Raw genomic sequence first — 18,881 nt, forward strand, 5'->3', positions numbered from 1 at the left:
TCGGATCACTCCTTGGTGGGTAATCCTGACACCGAGGAGTGATAGCGATGAGGAAGACGCTCGGCACGACGGCGATAGCCGCGGCGGCCCTGACCTTCGGCCTCGCGACTCCCGCTTCCGCGGCGACCGGCACACCGTGCTCCGTGCAGAACGGCGCGTGCGTGCGACTGTCCACCAACCAGGCATGGCTGATCTACGACGGGAACGCCAGCTACGGCCCCGTCCCGGTGTCCCACGGGATGCCGGGCCACGAGACCCCGCCCGGCACCTATCCCGTGCTGCGCAAGGTGAAGGACGACTGGAGCGTGCCCTACAACGGGCCGATGCCGAACGCGGTGTACTTCACCACGAACGGCATCGCGTTCCACCAGGGTGACACGAACACGCAGTCGCACGGCTGCGTCCGCCTGGGCCCGCAGGAGTCGCTGGTGTTCTACGACAACCTGTTCCCCGGCGAGCAAGTCCAGGTGGTGCCTTAAGTCGCGTTGCTGGAGTGGCCCGGGAACAGGTGTGCTTCCGGGTCGAGCAGCACGGCGATGTTGTTGACCGCGGTGGCGGCCTCGCCGAACCCGGTGGCGATCAGCTTGACCTTGCCGGGGTAGTGGGCGACGTCGCCCGCCGCGTAGACGCGATCCCGGGCGGTGCGCATGGTGGTGTCCACCAGCACCGCCCGGTGGTCCAGCTCCAGGCCCCACGACTCGATCGGGCCGAGGTCGGCGGTGAACCCGAGGGCCGCGACGACGGCCTGCGCGGGCAGCACCTTGCGGTCGCCGCCCTTGAGCCCCAGCTCCACCTCGGCCAGCCCTTCGTCACCGCGCAGTTCGAGCACCTCGGCGTCGGTGATGATCTCCACGCCCAGCTCGCGGACCTGCCGCACGGTCGGCGGGTGCGCCCGGAACGTGGCCCGGCGGTGCACGAGCGTGACGCTGGCCGCGATCGGGTGCAGCGCCAGCGCCCAGTCGAACGCCGAGTCGCCGCCGCCGACGACCACCACGTCCTGCCCGGTGTGCACGTTGAGCTTGGGCACGAAGTGCACCATGCCCCGGTCCAGCCAGCCGTCGCCGGCGGGCAGCGGGCGCGGCCGGAACTCGCCGATGCCCGCCGTGATCAGCACCGCGCCGGCGCGCACCACGCCGCCGTCGGCCAGCCCGACCTCCAGCCGCCCGCCACCGGCCGGACCATCCACAGTGGACAGCGTCCGGGCCTGACGGCCGAGCAGGTACGTCGGCTGCCACTGGTCGGCCTGCTGCACGAGCGCGGTCACCAGCTCGCGCCCGCGCACCGCCGGGAACCCGGCCACGTCGAAGATCATCTTCTCCGGGTACATCGCGGTGATCTGGCCGCCCGCCTCGGGCAGCGCGTCGACCAGCGCGACCGACAGGTCCCGGAACCCCGCGTAGTACGCCGCGAACAGCCCGGTGGGGCCGGCACCGACGATCAGCAGGTCGACCTCAAGCTCCATCCCTCGACCATAGGTGTTCCAGGCCACTCTTCCCACCTTCTCGGGCCGAACACGGCAAGGCGCGACAAACTCGGGTGCATGGCTGAACAGGAGTACCGCGTCGAGCACGACACCATGGGCGAGGTCAGGGTGCCGGCGGACGCGCTGTGGCGTGCGCAGACGCAGCGCGCGGTGGAGAACTTCCCGATCTCCGGGCGTGGTTTGGAGCGCGCCCAGATCCGCGCGCTGGGCCTGCTCAAGGCCGCCGCCGCGCGGGTGAACGAGCGGTTGGGGGTGCTGGAACCCGAAGTCGCGGCGGCCATCGCCTCCGCCGCCGACGCCGTCGCGGCGGGCGAGCACGACGGGCACTTCCCGGTGGACGTGTTCCAGACCGGCTCCGGCACGTCGTCGAACATGAACGCGAACGAGGTGATCGCCACCCTCGCGACCCGCGCGCTGGGCCGTGACGTGCACCCGAACGACCACGTCAACGCCTCGCAGTCGTCCAACGACACGTTCCCGACCACGCTGCGGGTCGCGGCGACGGAGGCCGTGGCGCGGGACGTCGTGCCGGCCCTGGAGCACCTGCTCTCGGTGCTGGACGCCCGTGCCGCCGACTGGACGTCGTTGGTGAAGTCGGGCCGGACGCACCTGATGGACGCCGTGCCGATCACCCTGGGCCAGGAGGCGGGCGCCTGGGCGACCCAGGTCCGCTACGGCGTCGAGCGCCTCACCTCGTCGCTGCCCAGGTTGGCCGAGCTGCCGATCGGCGGCACGGCGGTGGGCAGCGGCCTGAACGCGCCCGCCGGGTTCGGCGCGGCCGTCGCCGCCGAGCTGGCCTCGGTCACCGGCCTGCCGCTGACCGAGGCCCGCGACCACTTCGAGGCGCAGGCCACGCAGGACGGTGTGGTGGAGATCTCCGGGCAGTTGCGGGCCACCGCCGTGGGGCTCTACAAGATCGCGAACGACCTGCGGTGGCTGGGTTCGGGACCGCGCACCGGCTTGGGCGAGCTGGCGCTGCCGGACCTCCAGCCGGGTTCGTCGATCATGCCGGGCAAGGTGAACCCGGTGATCTCCGAGGCCACGATGATGGTGGTCGCGCAGGTCATCGGCAACGACGCGGCGGTGGCGTTCGCCGGGTCGCAGGGCAACTTCCAGCTGAACGTGATGCTGCCCGTGATCGCCCGCAACGTCCTGGAGTCGTCCCGCCTGCTGGCGGCCGTGGCCCGGCTGCTCGCCGACAAGGTCCTGACCGGCGCCGAACCGCAGATCGACCGGATGCGCGAGTACGCCGAGTCGTCGCCGTCCATCGTGACCCCCCTCAACCGCTACCTGGGCTACGAGGAGGCCGCTTCCATCGCCAAGCAGTCCCTGCGCGAGCGCAAGACCATCCGCGAGGTCGTCCTGGAACGCGGTCACGTCCCGTCGAAGCTCTCCGAGTCCGACCTGGACCGCGCCCTGGACGTCCTGCGCATGGCCAACCCCCACTGACCCCGAGAGTCCAACCTCCAGCCCGCGCGTGTCCTACGTTCGGAACGCGCGTGTCCTACGTTCGGAACACCCGAATTCAACGCTCGGAAGGCGCGACCTGGACCTTCGGCTCGGCCAGGGGCGGGCGGTCGACGTCGGCCGCCCGCCCCCGCAGCCCGATCACGCACCCCACCGCCACCGCGACCGCCCCGGCCGACGCCACCGCGGTCAACGCCTGCGCGCCCAGCGCCACCGACGCCACCAGCCCGGCCACCGGCATCAACCCGATCAGCACCCCGGCCCGGTCCGCGCCCAACCGCGCCACCGCGAAGTACCAGAGCCCGAACGCCACCGCCGTCAGCACGACCCCCAGCACCACCAGCGCCACGCCCTCGCGCGCCGTCGGCGCCTGCCACCCGCCGACGAACGTCCCCGCCACCCCACCGGCCGCGGCCGCGATCAGGCAGCACCACGTCGCCACCGCCAACCCGCCCAGCCGCCGCACCACCCCCACCGCGAACAGCGTGAACGACGCCTCGCCCGCCATCGTCAGCAACGCCAGCAGCAGCCCCGGCCCGTGCCACGACCCGCCGCCCGACAGCACCACCACCCCGCCGACCACGGCCACCGCGCCGACCACCGCCGCACCGGCCGGTTTGCGCCCGGCCAGCAGCGGTGCCACCAGCGCCAGCACCAGCGGGCTCGCCCCGAGCACCGCCGCGACGAACCCCGGCTCGGCGTACCGCTGCGCGTACAGCACGCACGCGTTGAACCCGAGCATCCCGGTCGCCACCAGCCCGACCAGCGCCGGCCAGTCCCGCCGCGCCGGCCGGGGCAGCCGCCCTCCCCGCGCCCGGATCCACGCGAGCAGCACCACCCCGCCCAGCGCGTACCGCATCGCCTGCCCCGTGAGCAGCGGATACGCCTGGAGCATGCCCGTCACGGGCACGGACGCGCCCACGATCACCGACGACAACGCACCCGCCGCGATCGCGGTTCTGCCGTTTCTCATGGTCAGGACTCTCCGCCACCAGTGGTCCAGGATTAAGCTCCACTTCGATGCCTGCCAACTGGACCACTTATCGTGAACTGCTCCTCGCGCCGAAGAACGGCAGGCGCGCGGTGGAGGCCGAGCTGCGCCGCGCGGTGCGGGACGGGCGGCTCGCGCCGGGCACCCGCCTGCCGTCCAGCCGCGACCTGGCCGCCCAGCTCGGCGTCGCCCGCGGCACGGTCACGTCCGCGTACGCGCAGCTCGTCGGCGAGGGGTACCTGACCGCGCGGCACGGCTCCGGCACCACCGTGTCGACCACCTTCACCTGGCCGGCCGCCGCCGCCGAGGTCGAGCCCGCGCCGAAGTTCCGGTACGACCTGAAGCCGGGCGTGCCCGCGTTGAGCGCGTTCCCGCGTGACGAGTGGTCGCAAGCGCAGAAGTCGGCGCTGGCCGACCTGTCCACCGACGACCTCGGCTACCCCGACCCGGCCGGGTTCGCGCCGCTGCGGCGCGAGCTGGCGGACTACCTGGGCCGGGTGCGCGCGGTGGCGGCGCGACCGTCCGAAGTGGTCGTGACGAACGGCGCGGCGGAGGGGATCTCGTTGCTGGGCCGGGTGCTGCACGCGGCCGGGCACCGCAGCGTGGCGGTCGAGGAACCGAGCCACTTCGGCGCGTCGGAGATGCTGGCGTCGCACGGCCTCGCGATCCGGCCGGTCCCCGTCGACGCGGACGGGCTGCGCGTCGACGTGCTGGCCGCGACGGACTGCCGGGCGGTGTTCGTCACCGCGGCGCACCAGTTCCCGTTGGGCGTCGTGCTGCACCCGGAACGTCGGCGCGCGCTGCTGGAGTGGGCGCGCGCGTGCGACGGGGTGGTGGTGGAGGACGACTACGACGCCGAGCACCGCTACGACCGGCCGGCGTTGGGCGCGATGCAGGCGCTCGACCCGACGCGGGTGGTGTACCAGGGCAGTGCCAGCAAGGTGCTCGCGCCCGCGTTGCGGCTGGGGTGGCTGGTGCTGCCGCCCGCGTTGCGCGACGTCGTGGTGGACCGCAAGCGGTTGGACGACCTGGGCACGGGGACGTTGCACCAGGCGGCGTTCGCCCGGCTGCTCGGCGGCGGCGGGTACGACCGGCACCTGCGGCGCACGCGTCAGCTGTACCGGGCGCGGCGGGACGCGCTGCTCGGGGCGCTGCGGGCCGTGCTGCCGGAGTGGGAGCCGATCGGGGTGGCCGCCGGGCTGCACCTGGTCGTGCGGTTGCCCGCCGGGACGGACGACGTGGCGGTGCAGGAGCGGCTGGCGCGGCGCGGGGTGAACGCGCCGGCGCTGGCCCGGTACGCGCGCACGCCGACGTTCCCCGGGCTGGTGCTCGGGTACGCGGCGTTGACGCCGGACCGGCTGCGCGAGGCCGTCGGGGAGCTGCGCGCCGCGGTGTGACCCGGTGTCGGCTGAACCGGTTCTTGTCGGTGGTCGGGTGCACCATGGTCGCGTGTTGTTCACCGAAGTCGTCGAGACGTCCGCCGCGGTGGCCGCGACGCGCTCCCGCTTGGCCAAGGTCGCCGCCCTGGCCGGGCTGGTGCGCCGGATGAGCACGCCCGCGGTGGTGTCGTTCCTGGTCGGCGTGCCCAGCCAGGGCCGGATCGGCGCGGGCTGGCGCACCGTGTTCGACCTGGACGTCCCGCCCGCCGCGGAGCCCTCGCTGACGGTGTCCGACGTGGACGAGGCGCTGGGGTCGTTCGCGTCGATCGGCGGCAGGGGTTCGGCCGCCCGCCGGGCGGAGGCGCTGACCTCGCTGTTCGGCAGGGCCACCGCCGCCGAGCAGGACTTCCTGCGTCGGCTGCTGACCGGTGAGCTGCGCCAAGGCGCACTCGAAGGGGTGATGGTAGACGCGATCGCGCGGGCCGCCGACGTGCCCGGCGAGGTGGTGCGGCGGGCGTTCATGCTGTCGGGATCGCTGCCGGGGACCGCGGTGGCGGCGATGAGCGGCGAGGGCGCGTCGGCGGCGCTGGCCGCGTTCCGGCTGGAGGTGGGGCGGCCGGTGCGGCCGATGCTGGCGTCACCGGCCGAGTCGCTGTCCTCGGCGCTGGCGGAGCTGGGGTCGTGCGTGGTGGAGCACAAGCTGGACGGCGCGCGGATCCAGGTGCACCGGTCGGGTGACGAGGTGCGGGTCTTCACGCGGACGTTGCGCGAGATCACCGCCACCGTGCCGGAGCTGGTGGAGCTGGTGCGGGCCTTGCCGTGCACGTCGGTGGTGCTCGACGGCGAGACCCTGGCCCTGACCGACGACGGCAAACCCCGGCCGTTCCAGGAGACGATGAGCCGGTTCGGGGCGCAGGACGTCCGGGAGCTGCTGCTGAGCCCGTTCTTCTTCGACTGCCTGCACCTGGACGGCGTGGATCTGCTGGACGAGCCGCTGTCGGCGCGGCTGGACGCGGTGCGGCGGGTGGCGGGGCCGCACGTGATCCCGGGGGTGGTGTCGCCCTCGTCGGAGGAGGAGGCGACGCGGGTGCTGGACGAGGCGCTGGCCGGGGGGCACGAGGGCGTGATGGTGAAGTCGCTCGAGTCGGTCTACGCGGCGGGCCGGCGCGGGCGGGCGTGGCAGAAGGTGAAGCCCGTGCACACGCTCGACCTGGTGGTGCTCGGGGTGGAGTGGGGCAGCGGCCGGCGGCGGGGGCTGCTGTCGAACCTGCACCTGGGCGCGCGTGATCCCGACGGCGGCGCGCCGATCATGGTCGGCAAGACGTTCAAGGGGCTGACGGACGAGTTGCTGGCGTGGCAGACGCGTGAGTTGATGGCGATCGCGACGGAGAAGACCGACTGGGCGGTGGTGGTGAGGCCGGAGATGGTGATCGAGATCGAGCTGGACGGGGTCCAGGTCAGTTCCCGGTACCCGGGCGGCGTGGCCCTGCGCTTCGCCCGCGTGCTCCGCTACCGACCGGACAAGGACGCGGGCGAGGCCGACACGATCGACGCCGTCCGCTCCCTGCTGCCCCAGCGTGCAGCCACCCCACCAGACACGATCGGGTGATCATGGCCCGACAATGTACGGAAACACTGTTACCGCCCCTCGGTTGAAACGAGGAGGAAACCCACCAACCCGGCCCACGCCGCAACCACCGCCACCCCCACCCACTCGGCCACCCGCCGCCGTCCGCGCCACTGGCGTCGCCTTGGCGGGGATCGGCCGCCGACACCAGGCGGCGGGACCGGCCGGGCCGCAGGAGTGCGGGCTTGGAGGAAGCTACAACCGCAGACCCCGTACCGGCGGCCCTCCTGGTGCGGACAACCAGGGCAAAGTGGCCCCGACGCGAGTATCGTCAAGTTCTCGTGCGGTTCATCGAAGGGCATCGGCCCAGCTACGACCTGACCTACGACGACATCTTCCTCGTGCCCGGCCGATCGGCCGTGGACTCGAGGTTCGGTGTCGACTTGTCGACCTCCGACGGAACGGGGGCGACGATCCCGATCGTGGTCGCGAACATGACCGCGGTGGCGGGACGGCGGATGGCGGAAACCGTGGCGCGACGCGGCGGGCTGGTGGTCCTCCCGCAGGACGTGGCGCCGGAAGCGGTCGCGGAGATCGTCCAGTGGGTCAAGGCACGGCACACCGTGTGGGACACCCCGCTGACGTTGCACCCCGGCGACTCGGTCGCCGACGCGGTCAACCTCCTGCACAAGCGCGCGCACGGGGCGGTGGTCGTGATCGACGACGACGGCCGGCCCACGGGGGTCGTGGACGAGGCGGCGTGCGCGGGCGTCGACCGCTTCACCCGGTTGCACGACGTGGCCGACGAGCGCATCGTCACCCTTCCGTTGGACACCCCTCCGCGTGAAGTTTTCGACCGGCTGCACGGTGGCACCCAGCGGATCGCGCTCGGGGTCGACGCCGACGGCCGCCTCCGCGGCGTGATGACCAGCCTGGGCGCCCTGCGCGCCGACGTCTACCAACCCGCCCTCGACGACGCGAACAGGCTTCGCGTCGCCGCCGCCATCGGGGTGAACGGCGACGTCACCGCGAAGGCCGAGCAGCTCCTCCAAGCCGGCGTCGACACCCTCGTCGTCGACACCGCCCACGGCCACCAGGAGAAGATGCTCGCCGCCCTCAAGGCCGTCCGCGAGGCGCGCCCGGCCGTCCCGGTCGTGGCCGGCAACGTCGTCACCGCCGAAGGCGTCCGCGACCTGGTGGAAGCGGGCGCGGACATCATCAAGGTCGGTGTCGGCCCGGGCGCGATGTGCACCACCCGGATGATGACCGGCGTCGGCCGCCCGCAGTTCTCCGCCGTGGCCGAGTGCGCCGCCGAGGCCCGCAGGCTCGGCAGGCACGTCTGGGCCGACGGCGGCGTCCGCCACCCGCGCGACGTCGCTCTCGCCCTCGCCGCCGGCGCGTCCAGCGTCATGATCGGCTCCTGGTTCGCGGGCACCTACGAGTCGCCCGGCGACCTGCAGCGCGACGAGCAGGGCCGCCTCTACAAGGAGTCGTTCGGCATGGCGTCCAAGCGCGCCGTGTCCGCCCGCACCCGCACCGACAACGCGTTCGACCGCGCCAAGAAGGGCCTGTTCGAGGAGGGCATCTCCACCTCGCGCATGCGCCTGGACCCGAACAGCCCCGGTGTGGAGGACCTGCTGGACGCCATCACGGCGGGCGTGCGCAGCTCCTGCACCTACGCCGGCGCCCAGACCCTGGAGGAGTTCCACGCCAAGGCGACCCTCGGCGTGCAGAGCGCGGCCGGGTTCGCCGAAGGCCGCCCGCTCCCCTCGGGCTGGTGAGCACACCCGTCCCGCTTCACCTGATCGGGTCGACGAGCTGACCACCAGGGCCGTGCCGGACGTCGGCGAGGTCCTGGTGGGAGGCCCGGGCGGGTTCGCCCAGCGGGACCGCTCGGCCGACCCGATGATCGGACGATGAGCACCGCACCACGCCCAAGCCGCCGGCGCACCGGGTCACGGGTGTGGCACGGCGCGCTGGCGGCGGTGATCGCCGCGTCCCTGATCACCCAACTGGTGTTGCTGTTCACCGGTGGGGCGGACGTCAACTCCGGCGACCCCGCGACCCAGGTGGCGCTCGGTGTGCGTCTCATCCGCCTGTTCAGCTACTTCACCATCCAGAGCAACCTGTTCGTGCTCGTCGTGGCGATCACCCTGGCGGTCGACCCGGCCCGCGACGGTCGCGGCTGGCGGGTGGCCCGCCTGGACGCGCTGCTGGGCATCGCGATCACCGGCGTCGTCTTCGCCCTCGTGCTCGCGCCGCTGGTGCACCCCGTCGGCGTCGCCTGGTGGGTGAACCTGGGCTTCCACCGGCTGTCGCCGGTGCTGGCGGTGCTCGGCTGGCTGCTGTTCGGCCCCCGCCCGCGCGTGGACCGGGCCACCGTCGCCGGGGCGTTGCTCGGCTGGCCCGTCCTGTGGATCGCCTACACGTTCGTCCACGGCGCCGTCACCGGCTGGTACCCCTACCCGTTCCTGGACGCCACCGAGCTCGGCTTCGGCGCCGCCCTGCGCAACGCCCTGCTGGTGCTGGTCTTCGCCGCCGTCCTGGCGTGGCTCGCGAAGGTCGTCGACCACAAGCTGGAGGCCGCCCCGGTCGCGGTGACCGGGGCGGCCTCGGCGTCGGACCGTCAGGAGGCGTAGTCCTCCAGCATCTCGGTGACCAGCGCGGCGATCGGCGAGCGCTCCGACCGGGTCAACGTGACGTGCGCGAACAGCGGGTGGCCCTTCAGCTTCTCGATGACGGCCGCCACGCCGTCGTGCCGCCCGACGCGCAGGTTGTCACGCTGCGCCACGTCGTGCGTGAGCACCACCCGGGAGTTGGCCCCCAACCGTGACAGCACGGTCAGCAGCACGTTGCGCTCCAGCGACTGCGCCTCGTCCACGATCACGAACGAGTCGTGCAGCGACCGGCCGCGGATGTGGGTCAGCGGCATGACCTCCAGCATGCCGCGGTCCATGATCTCCTCGACGACGTCCTGGCTGACCAGGGCACCGAGGGTGTCGAACACCGCCTGCGCCCACGGCTGCATCTTCTCGCTCTCGGAGCCGGGCAGGTACCCCAGCTCCTGCCCGCCCACCGCGTACAGCGGGCGGAACACCACGACCTTGCGGTGCTGGCGGCGTTCCATCACCGCCTCCAACCCCGCGCACAGCGCGAGCGCCGACTTCCCGGTGCCGGCCCGTCCGCCCAGCGAGACGATGCCGACCTCGGTGTCCAGCAGCAGGTCCAGCGCCACGCGCTGCTCGGCCGACCGACCGTGCAGCCCGAACGCCTCCCGGTCGCCGCGCACCAGCCGCAGCCGCTTGTCCGGCGTGACCCGGCCCAACGCGCTCGACGTGCCCGCGAGCAACCGCAGCCCGCTGTGGCAGGGCAGCTCGGCCACGTGCGCGAGGTCGTGCAGCGCCGGGTCGATCACGCTGTCGCGGTAGAGCGCGTCCACCACGGCCTGGTCGACGTCCAGGTCGGACATCCCGGAGTAGCCGGACAGCGTGACGTCGTGCGCCCGGTACTCCTCGGCGGCCAGGCCGACCGCGCCCGCCTTGACCCGCAGCGGCATGTCCTTGGTGACCAGCGTGACGGCGTTGCCCTCGGCCGCGAGGTTGAGCGCGCAGGCCAGTATGCGGGCGTCGTTGGAGTCCGTGCGGAAACCCGCGGGCAGCACCTCCGGGTCGGAGTGGTTGAGCTCGACGCGCAGCGTGCCGCCGTCCTCGCCGATCGGGACCGGGTGGTCCAGCCGGCCGTGCCGCAGTCGCAGGTCGTCGAGCAGGCGCAGCGCCTCCCTCGCGAACCAGCCCAGTTCCGGGTGGTGCCGCTTGCCCTCCAGCTCGCTGATCACCACGAGCGGCAGCACGACCTCGTGCTCGGCGAACCGCGTGGTGGCCAGGGGATCGGAGAGCAGCACGGACGTGTCCACCACGTACGTGTTGGTCGTCGGCGCGCCACGGCGCCGGGAAGTGCTGCGCGATGAGCCTGAGGAACGGCTCGCGGGTCGTCGTGCGTTCACGGCAACTCCCTCACGAACGCGGCACCCGCGTCCGCTCCTCGCTGGGCCAGGCACCACCCCGATCGACCGGCACGCCGTCTAGCTCAGGCGCACCGACCACGAGGGCCGGGTGCCGGCCCCCTCGCGCTCATCACCGCCGGCGGAACCGGCGACACGACGACAGCCACGATCAGGGCCTCCCTGCGCGGTCCGCAGTGGACGCGTCCCGCCAACCGGAAGTTACCTCTGCGGGTCCCTCTTATGCAGGCAGCCACACAGGTGATTCGTCAATTCGTCACCTCCCCGCAAAACTGGCGAAAGACGGCCGGTCGGGCTGCGCGCGGCCGACGCCCGACCGTCACATCGGCGCAACCCGACGTCGTCCACGCAGCTCAGAGCACGTGCGGTCGGCCGTGCCGCGGTCCGTCACCCAGGGTCGCCGGACAGCCAGGGCACGCCCGCCGCGACCTCGTCGGCCAACGCCGCCGGCACCAGCGGTTCGTCAAGGAGTCTCAGGTAGCGGTCACCCGAGGTGTCCGCGCCGGCCCGGAGGTCGAGCCACGCCCGGACCAACCGGACCCCCTCCACGTACGTCGACGTGTACGCCCGCCACAGAGGGTCACCGAGAAACCGCAGCATGTGGCGGGCGCGGCGTTCGGGGACCAGCAGCCAGCGGCACAGGAAGTCGACCACGTCATCCGGGTGGGCGCGCCGGTCGTGGAGCATCAGGGCGGCGTCCTGACGCACGGTGAGCAACCCGGAGAGGGCGCCCTCCACCCGCTCGGCCGACTCGCCGTCCATCCGCAGGCCCAGGTCGGCCATGATCTCCTCGGTCCAGCGGCCCCAGCCGGCGCCGACCACGGCGTGCAGCCCGAGCTCGGCCATGCCCTCGGCCATCAGGCACTGCGGCGTGTTGATCAGGAACAGCGCCTGCTCGGCGTGCCCGCGCTTGCCGACCAGGCCCACCTCCTTGCGGCAGTGCTCGGTGTGGTGGCCGGGGTAGGACTCGTGCGCGACCAGGTGCGGCAGGTTCGACATCCGGTGGCCCAGGTCGGCGTTGATCGCCACGCGCGAGCGGAAACCGCCCAGGTAGTAGTTGAAGCCGCTCCACGGCTTGTCGGTGACGACCTCGTACTCCACCAGCTCCTTCGCGGGCAGCTCGAACCGTTGCCGCACGCGGTCGCGCAGCGCGCTGGACAGGGCGTGCACCGCGTCCTTCAGGCGGCGCGGCGGCACCTCGTCCAGCGCCCGGTGGTCGGCGAGCCGTTCGGCCAGCGTGCCGTGGCCGGGCAGCAGCTCGTCCAAGGCGACGTGCGCGCGCCGGTAGGTGTCGGTGTGGCCCGGGCGGATGTCGACCTGGAAGTACGCGCGCACCTCCTCGACGAAGCCGACGCGCACGCCGGCGAGCTTGCGGGCGATCGTCTCGGCGGCCACCAGCTGCGCGGCCAGGAAGCGCTTGCGGTCCGGCTCCAGGTCGACGCCGGGCAGCTCGCGGCGCAGCAGCGCGGCCCGCTCGGCCAGCGCCGCGGGGTGCGGCCTCGGCTCGACGTCCACGGCGCGGCGCAGCGCCCGGTCGCCGGTGAACGAGTCGACCAGCCCCGGCGACAGCCGGTCGAGCCGCAGCCCCAGCAGCAGGTACTCACGCACGATCCGGTCGCCGTCCACGAACTGAAGACCATACGAGATGACCGGCCGGTTTACCACAGCCGAAGCGCCGTCACGAATGCTGGCCCGAAAAGACACCGCAATGGGGGACGCCCACGTTCGGCGGATCACACAATGGTGTCATGGAGATCCATCCGGGGCTTCCGGTTCGGTAGTTTGCCGGGCAGACAAGACGAACCCCCACAACCGGGCTTCCGAGCAGCGCTGGATCGACCGGGTTACCACAAAGAGGAGTGTTGATAGTGCTGAAGCAGGCAAGCACCGTCGCCGCGATCGTGGCCGGACTGATGATGGTCGGCGCGCCGGCATTCGCCGTGGCGGGCGACCCCCACGAGCACGGTCACGACCACGGCCACACCAGCTGGCACGTGACGGAAGGTGGCGAGGAGGGGAACTACGTCGACCAGTTCGGCCTCCTCAACTTCGCGCAGGACTCGGATGTCGCGAGCGGCATCAACCTGTGCGAGGTCGAGGTGAACATCCTCACCATCCCGGTCCTCTCGAACAACGACGAGAGCACCTGCCTCAACACCGACAACGACGACAACGACGACAACGGCAGCCACGGTCACGACCACGACGACTGATCGGCCGTGCTCCCGGCGGGGCCGAGCGGCCCCGCCGGGCGACCGAAGCGTCGCAGCAATACCGCAAAAGGGCGGCACAGCAGGTGGCGCAATCTCCGGATACACGCCCGAGAACTAAAACCGGAAAACGACGCGTTCACACGATGGTGTCGGCCTGATGCAATTCATAGCACAAGCCAGTAAGTTATCGAGGCGAGGGCAAACCGCCTGAGCCGCCAGACTCCCCGAATGCTCGGAATGATCGAGCGAGGTTCTGGGCGTCACATCAATTCCCCACTAGAGGAGTGTGTTCCACATGTTCAAGAAGGCAGGCGCCGTCGCCATCGCCGCGGCTGGACTCATGATGCTGGGCTCTCCCGCGTTCGCCACCCCGCACCACGACGACCACGACGGTTACTACACCGCCGTGGGCGAGCTGAACTCCTACGTGGACGTCGAAGAGGGCGAGGAGGGCGACTACGCGGACCAGTTCGGTCTGATCAACTTCGCCCAGGACTCCGACCTGCTGAGCAACCTCAACGTCTGCGAGGTCGAGCTCAACGTCCTGGCGATCCCGATCCTCTCGAACAACGACGAGAGCACCTGCATCAACACGGACAACGACGACAACGACGACAACGGCTGAGTCCCCCGGGGCTCACTGAAGACTCGTTGACATCCGCCAAGGGCGGCGCACCCGGTTCGGGCGCGCCGCCCTTGGGCGTGTCGCAGGTCGTGCCGCTCGGGCCGGGGTGGCCGCGGGCCCGGGGTCAGGAGCCGAAGCGGCGGTGGCGGATGGCGTAGTCGCGCAGGGCCCGCAGGAAGTCGGTGCGGCGGAACTCGGGCCAGTAGGCCTCGGTGAACCAGAACTCGGAGTGCGCGGACTGCCACAGCATGAACCCGGACAGCCGCTGCTCCCCCGAGGTGCGGATCAGCAGATCGGGGTCGGGCTGGCCGGAGGTGTAGAGGTGTTCGGCGATGTGGTCGACGTCGAGGACCTCGGCGAGCTCCTCGATCGTGCCGCCGGACTCGGCGTGCTTCTGCAGCAGCTTGCGGACCGCGTCGGCGATCTCCTGCCGGCCGCCGTAGCCGACCGCGACGTTGACCTCCAGGCCGGTGCGGCCCTTGGTGCGCAGTGCCGCCGCGGACAGCCGGGCGGCGGTCTCGGTCGGCAGCATGTCCAGCGCGCCGACGTGCCGGATGCGCCACGGGTTACCGGGCTCGGCGAGCTCGTCGACGATGTCGGCGATGATGCCGAGCAACGGGTCCAGTTCCTCGGCGGGGCGGTTGAGGTTGTCCGTGGACAGCATCCACAGCGTGACGACCTCGACCTCGGCTTCGCGGCACCAGCTCAGCAGTTCCAGGATCTTGCGCGCGCCGGCCCGGTGTCCGTGCGCGACGTCGGTGAAGCCCGCCTCCTTGGCCCACCGACGGTTCCCGTCGAGCACGACGCCGACGTGACGTGGTCGTTGCTTGCCGTCGAGCCATCGGTTGAGGCGGAACTCGTAACCCTTGAGCAGGACGCTCTTGACCTGTTCGCGAAGACCCACGCTGGAAGAGCGTACGCCGGGTGGGCGCGGTCACGCTGTCGTGTGCTGACCCGGTCACCTACGCTCCCGTAACCTCGGGGCGTGACCACGTCGACTCAGACCCCACAGCCCGCGCTGCGGCCGCGCCTGCGGGGGTGGCTGCACCTCTGGTCGTTCGTGGTGTCCGTGGGCACGGGCGCGACGCTGATCGCCCTGGCCGCGGCCACCGTGTCGGCGAAGGCCGCGCTGGCCACATCCGTGTACGGGGTGACCGTGCTCGGCCTGTTCGGCGTGAGCGCCCTGTACCACCGGGTGAACTGGGTCAGCGTGCGGGCGCGGACGTGGATGAAGCGCCTCGACCACTCGATGATCTTCGTCTTCATCGCCGGCACCTACACGCCGTTCGCGCTGCTGGCCATGCCCCCGAGCACGGGCAACGTCGTGCTGCTCGTCGTCTGGGGCGGCGCCCTGGGCGGCGTGACGCTGAAACTGGCCTGGCCGCACGCCCCGCGGTGGCTCGGGGTGCCGATCTACATCGCGCTGGGCTGGGTGGCGGTCTTCGTCCTGCCCGACCTGCTGCACCACGTTGGCGTGGCGGCCCTGGTCCTGCTGCTGGTGGGCGGCCTGCTCTACACCGCCGGCGCGATCTTCTACGCCTCCCGCTGGCCCAACCCCTGGCCGGAAACCTTCGGCTACCACGAGTTCTTCCACGCGGCCACCGTCCTGGCGGCCCTGTGCCACTACATCGCCATCTGGTTCGCGATCTACTCCTGACCAGCGGCTCTGTGGCTTTGGTCCAGGTCGTCGTGATCCACCCCGTCCTCGACGCCGGCCGAGGACGGGGTGGCGTCACGTCAGGTCCGGGCCTTGCGCCCGCAGGTCGTCCACCCGGGTCATCGCGTCGCGCAACTCGGTCAGCCACGCGTCCGCGTGCTCGCCGACCAGCCGCACGGCCCACGCCAGAGCCTCCGACCGCGACCGCGCCACGCCGGCCGCGACGAGCGTGTCGAGCACCATCCGCTCCGGCTGCCGCAGCCGCGTCATCACCGGCGCCGACAGCGTGGTGAACAGCTCTTCCGTGCCACCGAGGCGGGCGCCCCACGCGACCTTGCGCCGGTAGCGGTGCTCGGCCTGCCGCGCGATCTCGATCCGCTCGTCCCTGGTCTGCTCCCGGAACCGGCTGATCCGGCCCGACTCGGCCGCCGCGCGTTCGGCGTCGTCCGCGAACGAGCCCTCCAACGCGGGCAGCGTGCCGACGACCACGATCTCCTCCCGGTCCGCCGTCACGACCGGCGCGCCGGTGAACCAGCCGTCGGGCAGCCTGCCGCCGAACCAACCGGCCGCGTCGTCCGCCGGCGGCTGCTCGGCCTGCGGCCGGCCGCCTTTGCCTCCCCATCCACGTCGCATCACACACCACCTTGATTACATGATTACGGTGATGCAGACGCTACGCCGGTAACGCCGGGCGCCGGGGCCGGTTCGCTACCGGTGGACGGCCAGGGCCTCGGCCAGCTCGGCCACCGACGTCACGGGCCGGTCGCACACGTACCCGCGGCACACGTAGGCCGCCGCGCCGCCCTCCACCAGCGGCCGGTCGGCCAGCAACGGCGCGGAGTCCGGCGCGCCCGCCACCACCACGCCGCCGCCGTGCACGCCGCGCCACGCGGCGCCGGCCAGCTCGGGCCCGTCACCGACGACGGCGACCTGCACGGGCCCGAGCGCCAGCGCCTCGGCCACGCTCAGCCAGTGCCCGGCGAACCGGGGCTCCCGGGCGGCCAGCAGGCCGGCGCGACCGAGGGCGGCCTCGGCGGCGTCGCGGTAGGTCGACGGGCCGCCCAGCACGGACGCCGTCACGAGCGCCGAGGCGAGCGCCGACGCCCCGGACGGGGTCGCGTTGTCCGACGGGTCCGAGGGCCGCTGCACCAACGCCTCGGCGTCGTCCGCCGTGTCGTAGTAGACGCCGGGCTCCTCCCCCGCGAACCGGGCCACCGCGGTGTCCAGCAGTCCGCAGGCCGCGGTGAACCACTTGACGTCGCCGGTCGCCTGGTGCAGGGCGAGCAGGCCGTCGGCGAAGCAGCCGTAGTCCTCCAGCACGCCCGCCGCCGTGCCCGCCGCGCCGTTGCGGGACGTGCGCAGGAGCCGGCCGTCGACCAGGTGGACGTCCAGCACCAGCGTCGCCGCCCGCACGGCCGCCTCCACCCAGCGCGGCTCGCCGAACACCGCGCCCGCCTCGGCCAGCGCCGCGACGGCCAGGCCGTTCCACGCCGTCACGACCTTGTCGTCACGTCCCGGCTGAGGCCTGCGGTCACGTGCCGCCAGCAGCTTCGCCGCGATCTCGGCGTCCGGCGTGCCGAGCATCCGCAACGTCGACGTGCCGTGCTCGAACGTGCCCTCGTCCGTCACGCCGTACAGCGCCGCGGCGCGCGCTCCGGTCGCCAACCCCAGCACCTGCACGAGCTGCGCGGGCGTCCACACGTACGTCAGGCCTTCGACGCCCTCGGTGTCCGCGTCCAGCGACGCCGCGAACCCGCCCTCCGCCGTGCCGAGGTCGCGGATCAGGAACTCGGCCGTCTCGCGGACCACCTGGCGGTACCGCGGGTTGTCGTCGCGCCGGCCCAGGTGCGTGTAGGCGCGCAGCAGCAGGGCGTTGTCGTACAGCATCTTCTCGAAGTGGGGCACGACCCACGCCGCGTCCACGCTGTAGCGCGCGAACCCACCCGCCAGCTGGTCGTACAGCCCGCCGTCCGCCATCGCGTCGCACGTCGTCCGCGCCATCGACAGCGCCTCCACCGACCCGGTCCGCTCGTGGTGGCGCAGCAGGAACTCCAGCACCATCGACGGCGGGAACTTGGGCGCGCCGCCGAAACCGGCGTTGGCCCGGTCGAAGTGCCCGAGCAGCGACACCACCGCGCCCGCCAGCACCTCGTCGTCCACTGTGGACCGGGGCAGCGGCTTGAACGCCAGCTGCGCCACGATCCCCGCCGCCGACTCGCGCACCTCGTCGCCCTGCTCGCGCCACGCGTGGTCGATGGCCTCCAGCACCTGCCGGAACGACGGCAGGCCCGGCCTGGGCGACGGCGGGTAGTAGGTGCCCGCGTAGAACGGCTCGCCGTCGGGCGTGAGGAAGCACGTCATGGGCCAGCCGCCGTGCCCGCTGAGCGCCTGCGTGACGGCCATGTAGACCGCGTCCACGTCCGGCCGCTCCTCGCGGTCCACCTTCACGTTCACGAAGTGCTCGTTCATGTACGCCGCGGTGGCCTCGTCCTCGAACGACTCGTGCGCCATCACGTGGCACCAGTGGCACGCCGCGTAGCCGACCGAGAGCAGCACCGGCACGTCCCGCTCGCGCGCCTCCTCGAACGCCTCCGGCGACCACGGGCGCCAGTGCACCGGGTTCCCGGCGTGCTGCAGGAGGTACGGGCTGGTCGAGGACGCGAGCCGGTTCGTCATGGCTCCACAGTAATTCCCGGACAACCGCCGGACTCGTCGATCAGACTGGGGTCATGGAGTCCTCCGGTGAGCCGTTACCGCACGACCTGCGCCACGAGACCGGGCCGTTCGACGTGGTCGGCGACGTGCACGGGTGCCACGTGGAACTCCGCCACCTGCTGCGCGAACTGGGCTATTCCGCCGAGGGCGCGCACCCGGAGGGACGCAAGGTGGCGTTCCTGGGCGACCTCGTGGACCGCGGCCCGGACACGCCGGGCGTGCTGCGGCTCGTGATGCCGATGGTCGCGGCGGGCAACGCCGTCTCCGTGCGCGGCAACCACGAGGAGAAGCTGGTGCGCGCGCTGAAGGGGCACCAGGTCCAGGTCAACCACGGCCTGGAGCAGTCACTGGACCAGCTGGCCCGGGAGACGGCGGAGTTCCGCGCCGAGGTGCTGGCGTTCTGCGACTCCCTGGTGCCGCACTACGTGCTGGACGGCGGCAAGCTGGTGATCGCCCACGCCGGGCTGCCCGAGCGCTTCCACGGCACCGAGTCGCCGCGGATGCGGTCGCTGGCGCTGTGGGGCGTCGGCACGGGCGAGTACGACTCGCGCGGCTTCCCCGTGCGCTACCCGTGGGCCCGCGACTACCGGGGCGCCGCCGTGGTCCTCTATGGACACACGCCGGTGGAGGAACCGGAGTGGGTGAACGGAACCCTGTGCCTGGACACGGGCTGCGTGTTCGGCGGCAGGCTCACCGCGCTGCGCTACCCGGAACGGGAGCTGGTCTCCGTCCCGGCCCGGCGGACCTGGTACGAGCAGTAGGC

Annotated in this window: 16 protein-coding genes and 1 pseudogene; 10 read left to right on the forward strand and 7 right to left on the reverse strand. The window is 72.3% G+C overall.

Annotation, left to right across the window (positions count from 1 at the left end):
• The first annotated feature begins 47 nt into the window (after positions 1 to 47).
• Positions 48 to 479, forward strand: coding sequence for a L,D-transpeptidase (locus EDD40_RS18990; RefSeq protein WP_123744112.1), 432 nt, complete (start codon positions 48 to 50; stop codon positions 477 to 479).
• Here EDD40_RS18990 and EDD40_RS18995 read toward each other — a convergent pair.
• On the reverse strand, positions 476 to 1,462 hold the full coding sequence (locus EDD40_RS18995) for an NAD(P)/FAD-dependent oxidoreductase (protein ID WP_123744113.1): 987 nt from the start codon (positions 1,460 to 1,462) through the stop codon (positions 476 to 478). The genes EDD40_RS18990 and EDD40_RS18995 overlap by 4 nt on opposite strands.
• A gap of 78 nt (positions 1,463 to 1,540) precedes the next feature.
• Between EDD40_RS18995 and EDD40_RS19000 the strand changes: the two genes are divergently transcribed.
• Positions 1,541 to 2,932 (forward strand): class II fumarate hydratase, encoded by a 1,392-nt coding sequence (locus tag EDD40_RS19000; protein WP_123744114.1) that lies wholly within the window; start codon positions 1,541 to 1,543, stop codon positions 2,930 to 2,932.
• Positions 2,933 to 3,008: 76 nt separating this feature from the next.
• Here the strand turns inward: EDD40_RS19000 and EDD40_RS19005 are convergent, their stop codons facing one another.
• Positions 3,009 to 3,923 carry a DMT family transporter gene (locus tag EDD40_RS19005; protein ID WP_123744115.1) on the reverse strand — a complete coding sequence of 305 codons (915 nt, stop codon included), beginning with the start codon at positions 3,921 to 3,923 and terminating at the stop codon, positions 3,009 to 3,011.
• A 47-nt stretch (positions 3,924 to 3,970) separates the two neighbouring features.
• Here EDD40_RS19005 and pdxR point away from each other — a divergent pair, with 47 nt between their 5' ends.
• From pdxR to EDD40_RS19025, 4 genes are all read left to right on the forward strand, one after another.
• On the forward strand, positions 3,971 to 5,338 hold the full coding sequence (gene pdxR / locus EDD40_RS19010) for a MocR-like pyridoxine biosynthesis transcription factor PdxR (RefSeq protein ID WP_123744116.1): 1,368 nt from the start codon (positions 3,971 to 3,973) through the stop codon (positions 5,336 to 5,338).
• Between the two features lie 52 nt (positions 5,339 to 5,390).
• Complete coding sequence (locus tag EDD40_RS19015) at positions 5,391 to 6,929, forward strand: ATP-dependent DNA ligase (protein WP_123744117.1); 1,539 nt, start codon at positions 5,391 to 5,393, stop codon at positions 6,927 to 6,929.
• A gap of 299 nt (positions 6,930 to 7,228) precedes the next feature.
• Positions 7,229 to 8,668 (forward strand): GuaB1 family IMP dehydrogenase-related protein, encoded by a 1,440-nt coding sequence (locus EDD40_RS19020; protein ID WP_123744118.1) that lies wholly within the window; start codon positions 7,229 to 7,231, stop codon positions 8,666 to 8,668.
• A gap of 135 nt (positions 8,669 to 8,803) precedes the next feature.
• Positions 8,804 to 9,526 carry a Pr6Pr family membrane protein gene (locus EDD40_RS19025; RefSeq protein WP_123744119.1) on the forward strand — a complete coding sequence of 241 codons (723 nt, stop codon included), beginning with the start codon at positions 8,804 to 8,806 and terminating at the stop codon, positions 9,524 to 9,526.
• On the opposite strand, the gene phoH2 is transcribed toward EDD40_RS19025, so the two are convergent.
• Both phoH2 and EDD40_RS19035 read right to left on the reverse strand, forming a co-directional pair.
• Positions 9,514 to 10,803: an RNA 5'-3' helicase PhoH2 gene (phoH2, locus tag EDD40_RS19030; protein ID WP_123744120.1), complete on the reverse strand. Its 1,290-nt coding sequence runs from the start codon at positions 10,801 to 10,803 to the stop codon at positions 9,514 to 9,516. The two genes, EDD40_RS19025 and phoH2, sit on opposite strands and share 13 nt — an antisense overlap.
• A 492-nt stretch (positions 10,804 to 11,295) precedes the next feature.
• Complete coding sequence (locus EDD40_RS19035) at positions 11,296 to 12,534, reverse strand: DUF885 domain-containing protein (protein ID WP_123744121.1); 1,239 nt, start codon at positions 12,532 to 12,534, stop codon at positions 11,296 to 11,298.
• A 242-nt stretch (positions 12,535 to 12,776) separates the two neighbouring features.
• On the opposite strand from EDD40_RS19035, the gene EDD40_RS19040 reads away from it, so the two are divergent.
• The gene (locus EDD40_RS19040; protein WP_211348204.1) at positions 12,777 to 13,121 is read left to right on the forward strand and encodes a hypothetical protein; all 345 of its coding nucleotides are present in this window, start codon (positions 12,777 to 12,779) and stop codon (positions 13,119 to 13,121) included.
• A gap of 295 nt (positions 13,122 to 13,416) precedes the next feature.
• Positions 13,417 to 13,746 carry a hypothetical protein gene (locus tag EDD40_RS19050; protein WP_123744122.1) on the forward strand — a complete coding sequence of 110 codons (330 nt, stop codon included), beginning with the start codon at positions 13,417 to 13,419 and terminating at the stop codon, positions 13,744 to 13,746.
• 124 nt (positions 13,747 to 13,870) lie between these two features.
• On the opposite strand, the gene EDD40_RS19055 is transcribed toward EDD40_RS19050, so the two are convergent.
• Entirely contained in the window at positions 13,871 to 14,650 is a 780-nt protein-coding gene (locus EDD40_RS19055; RefSeq protein ID WP_123744123.1) for an isoprenyl transferase, read from the reverse strand.
• A gap of 81 nt (positions 14,651 to 14,731) precedes the next feature.
• Between EDD40_RS19055 and trhA the strand changes: the two genes are divergently transcribed.
• Positions 14,732 to 15,403 (forward strand): PAQR family membrane homeostasis protein TrhA, encoded by a 672-nt coding sequence (gene trhA / locus EDD40_RS19060; protein WP_201438527.1) that lies wholly within the window; start codon positions 14,732 to 14,734, stop codon positions 15,401 to 15,403.
• A gap of 75 nt (positions 15,404 to 15,478) precedes the next feature.
• On the opposite strand, the gene EDD40_RS19065 is transcribed toward trhA, so the two are convergent.
• The gene (locus EDD40_RS19065; RefSeq protein WP_123744124.1) at positions 15,479 to 16,036 is read right to left on the reverse strand and encodes a hypothetical protein; all 558 of its coding nucleotides are present in this window, start codon (positions 16,034 to 16,036) and stop codon (positions 15,479 to 15,481) included.
• Positions 16,037 to 16,111: 75 nt separating this feature from the next.
• Positions 16,112 to 18,079 carry a thioredoxin domain-containing protein gene (locus tag EDD40_RS19070; protein ID WP_123744125.1) on the reverse strand — a complete coding sequence of 656 codons (1,968 nt, stop codon included), beginning with the start codon at positions 18,077 to 18,079 and terminating at the stop codon, positions 16,112 to 16,114.
• A gap of 68 nt (positions 18,080 to 18,147) precedes the next feature.
• Between EDD40_RS19070 and EDD40_RS19075 the strand changes: the two are divergent.
• A pseudogene (locus EDD40_RS19075) lies at positions 18,148 to 18,873 on the forward strand (metallophosphoesterase); the annotation flags it as partial.
• Positions 18,874 to 18,881 lie beyond the last annotated feature (8 nt).

This window comes from Saccharothrix texasensis (assembly GCF_003752005.1).
Taxonomy (GTDB): Bacteria; Actinomycetota; Actinomycetes; order Mycobacteriales; family Pseudonocardiaceae; genus Actinosynnema; species Actinosynnema texasense.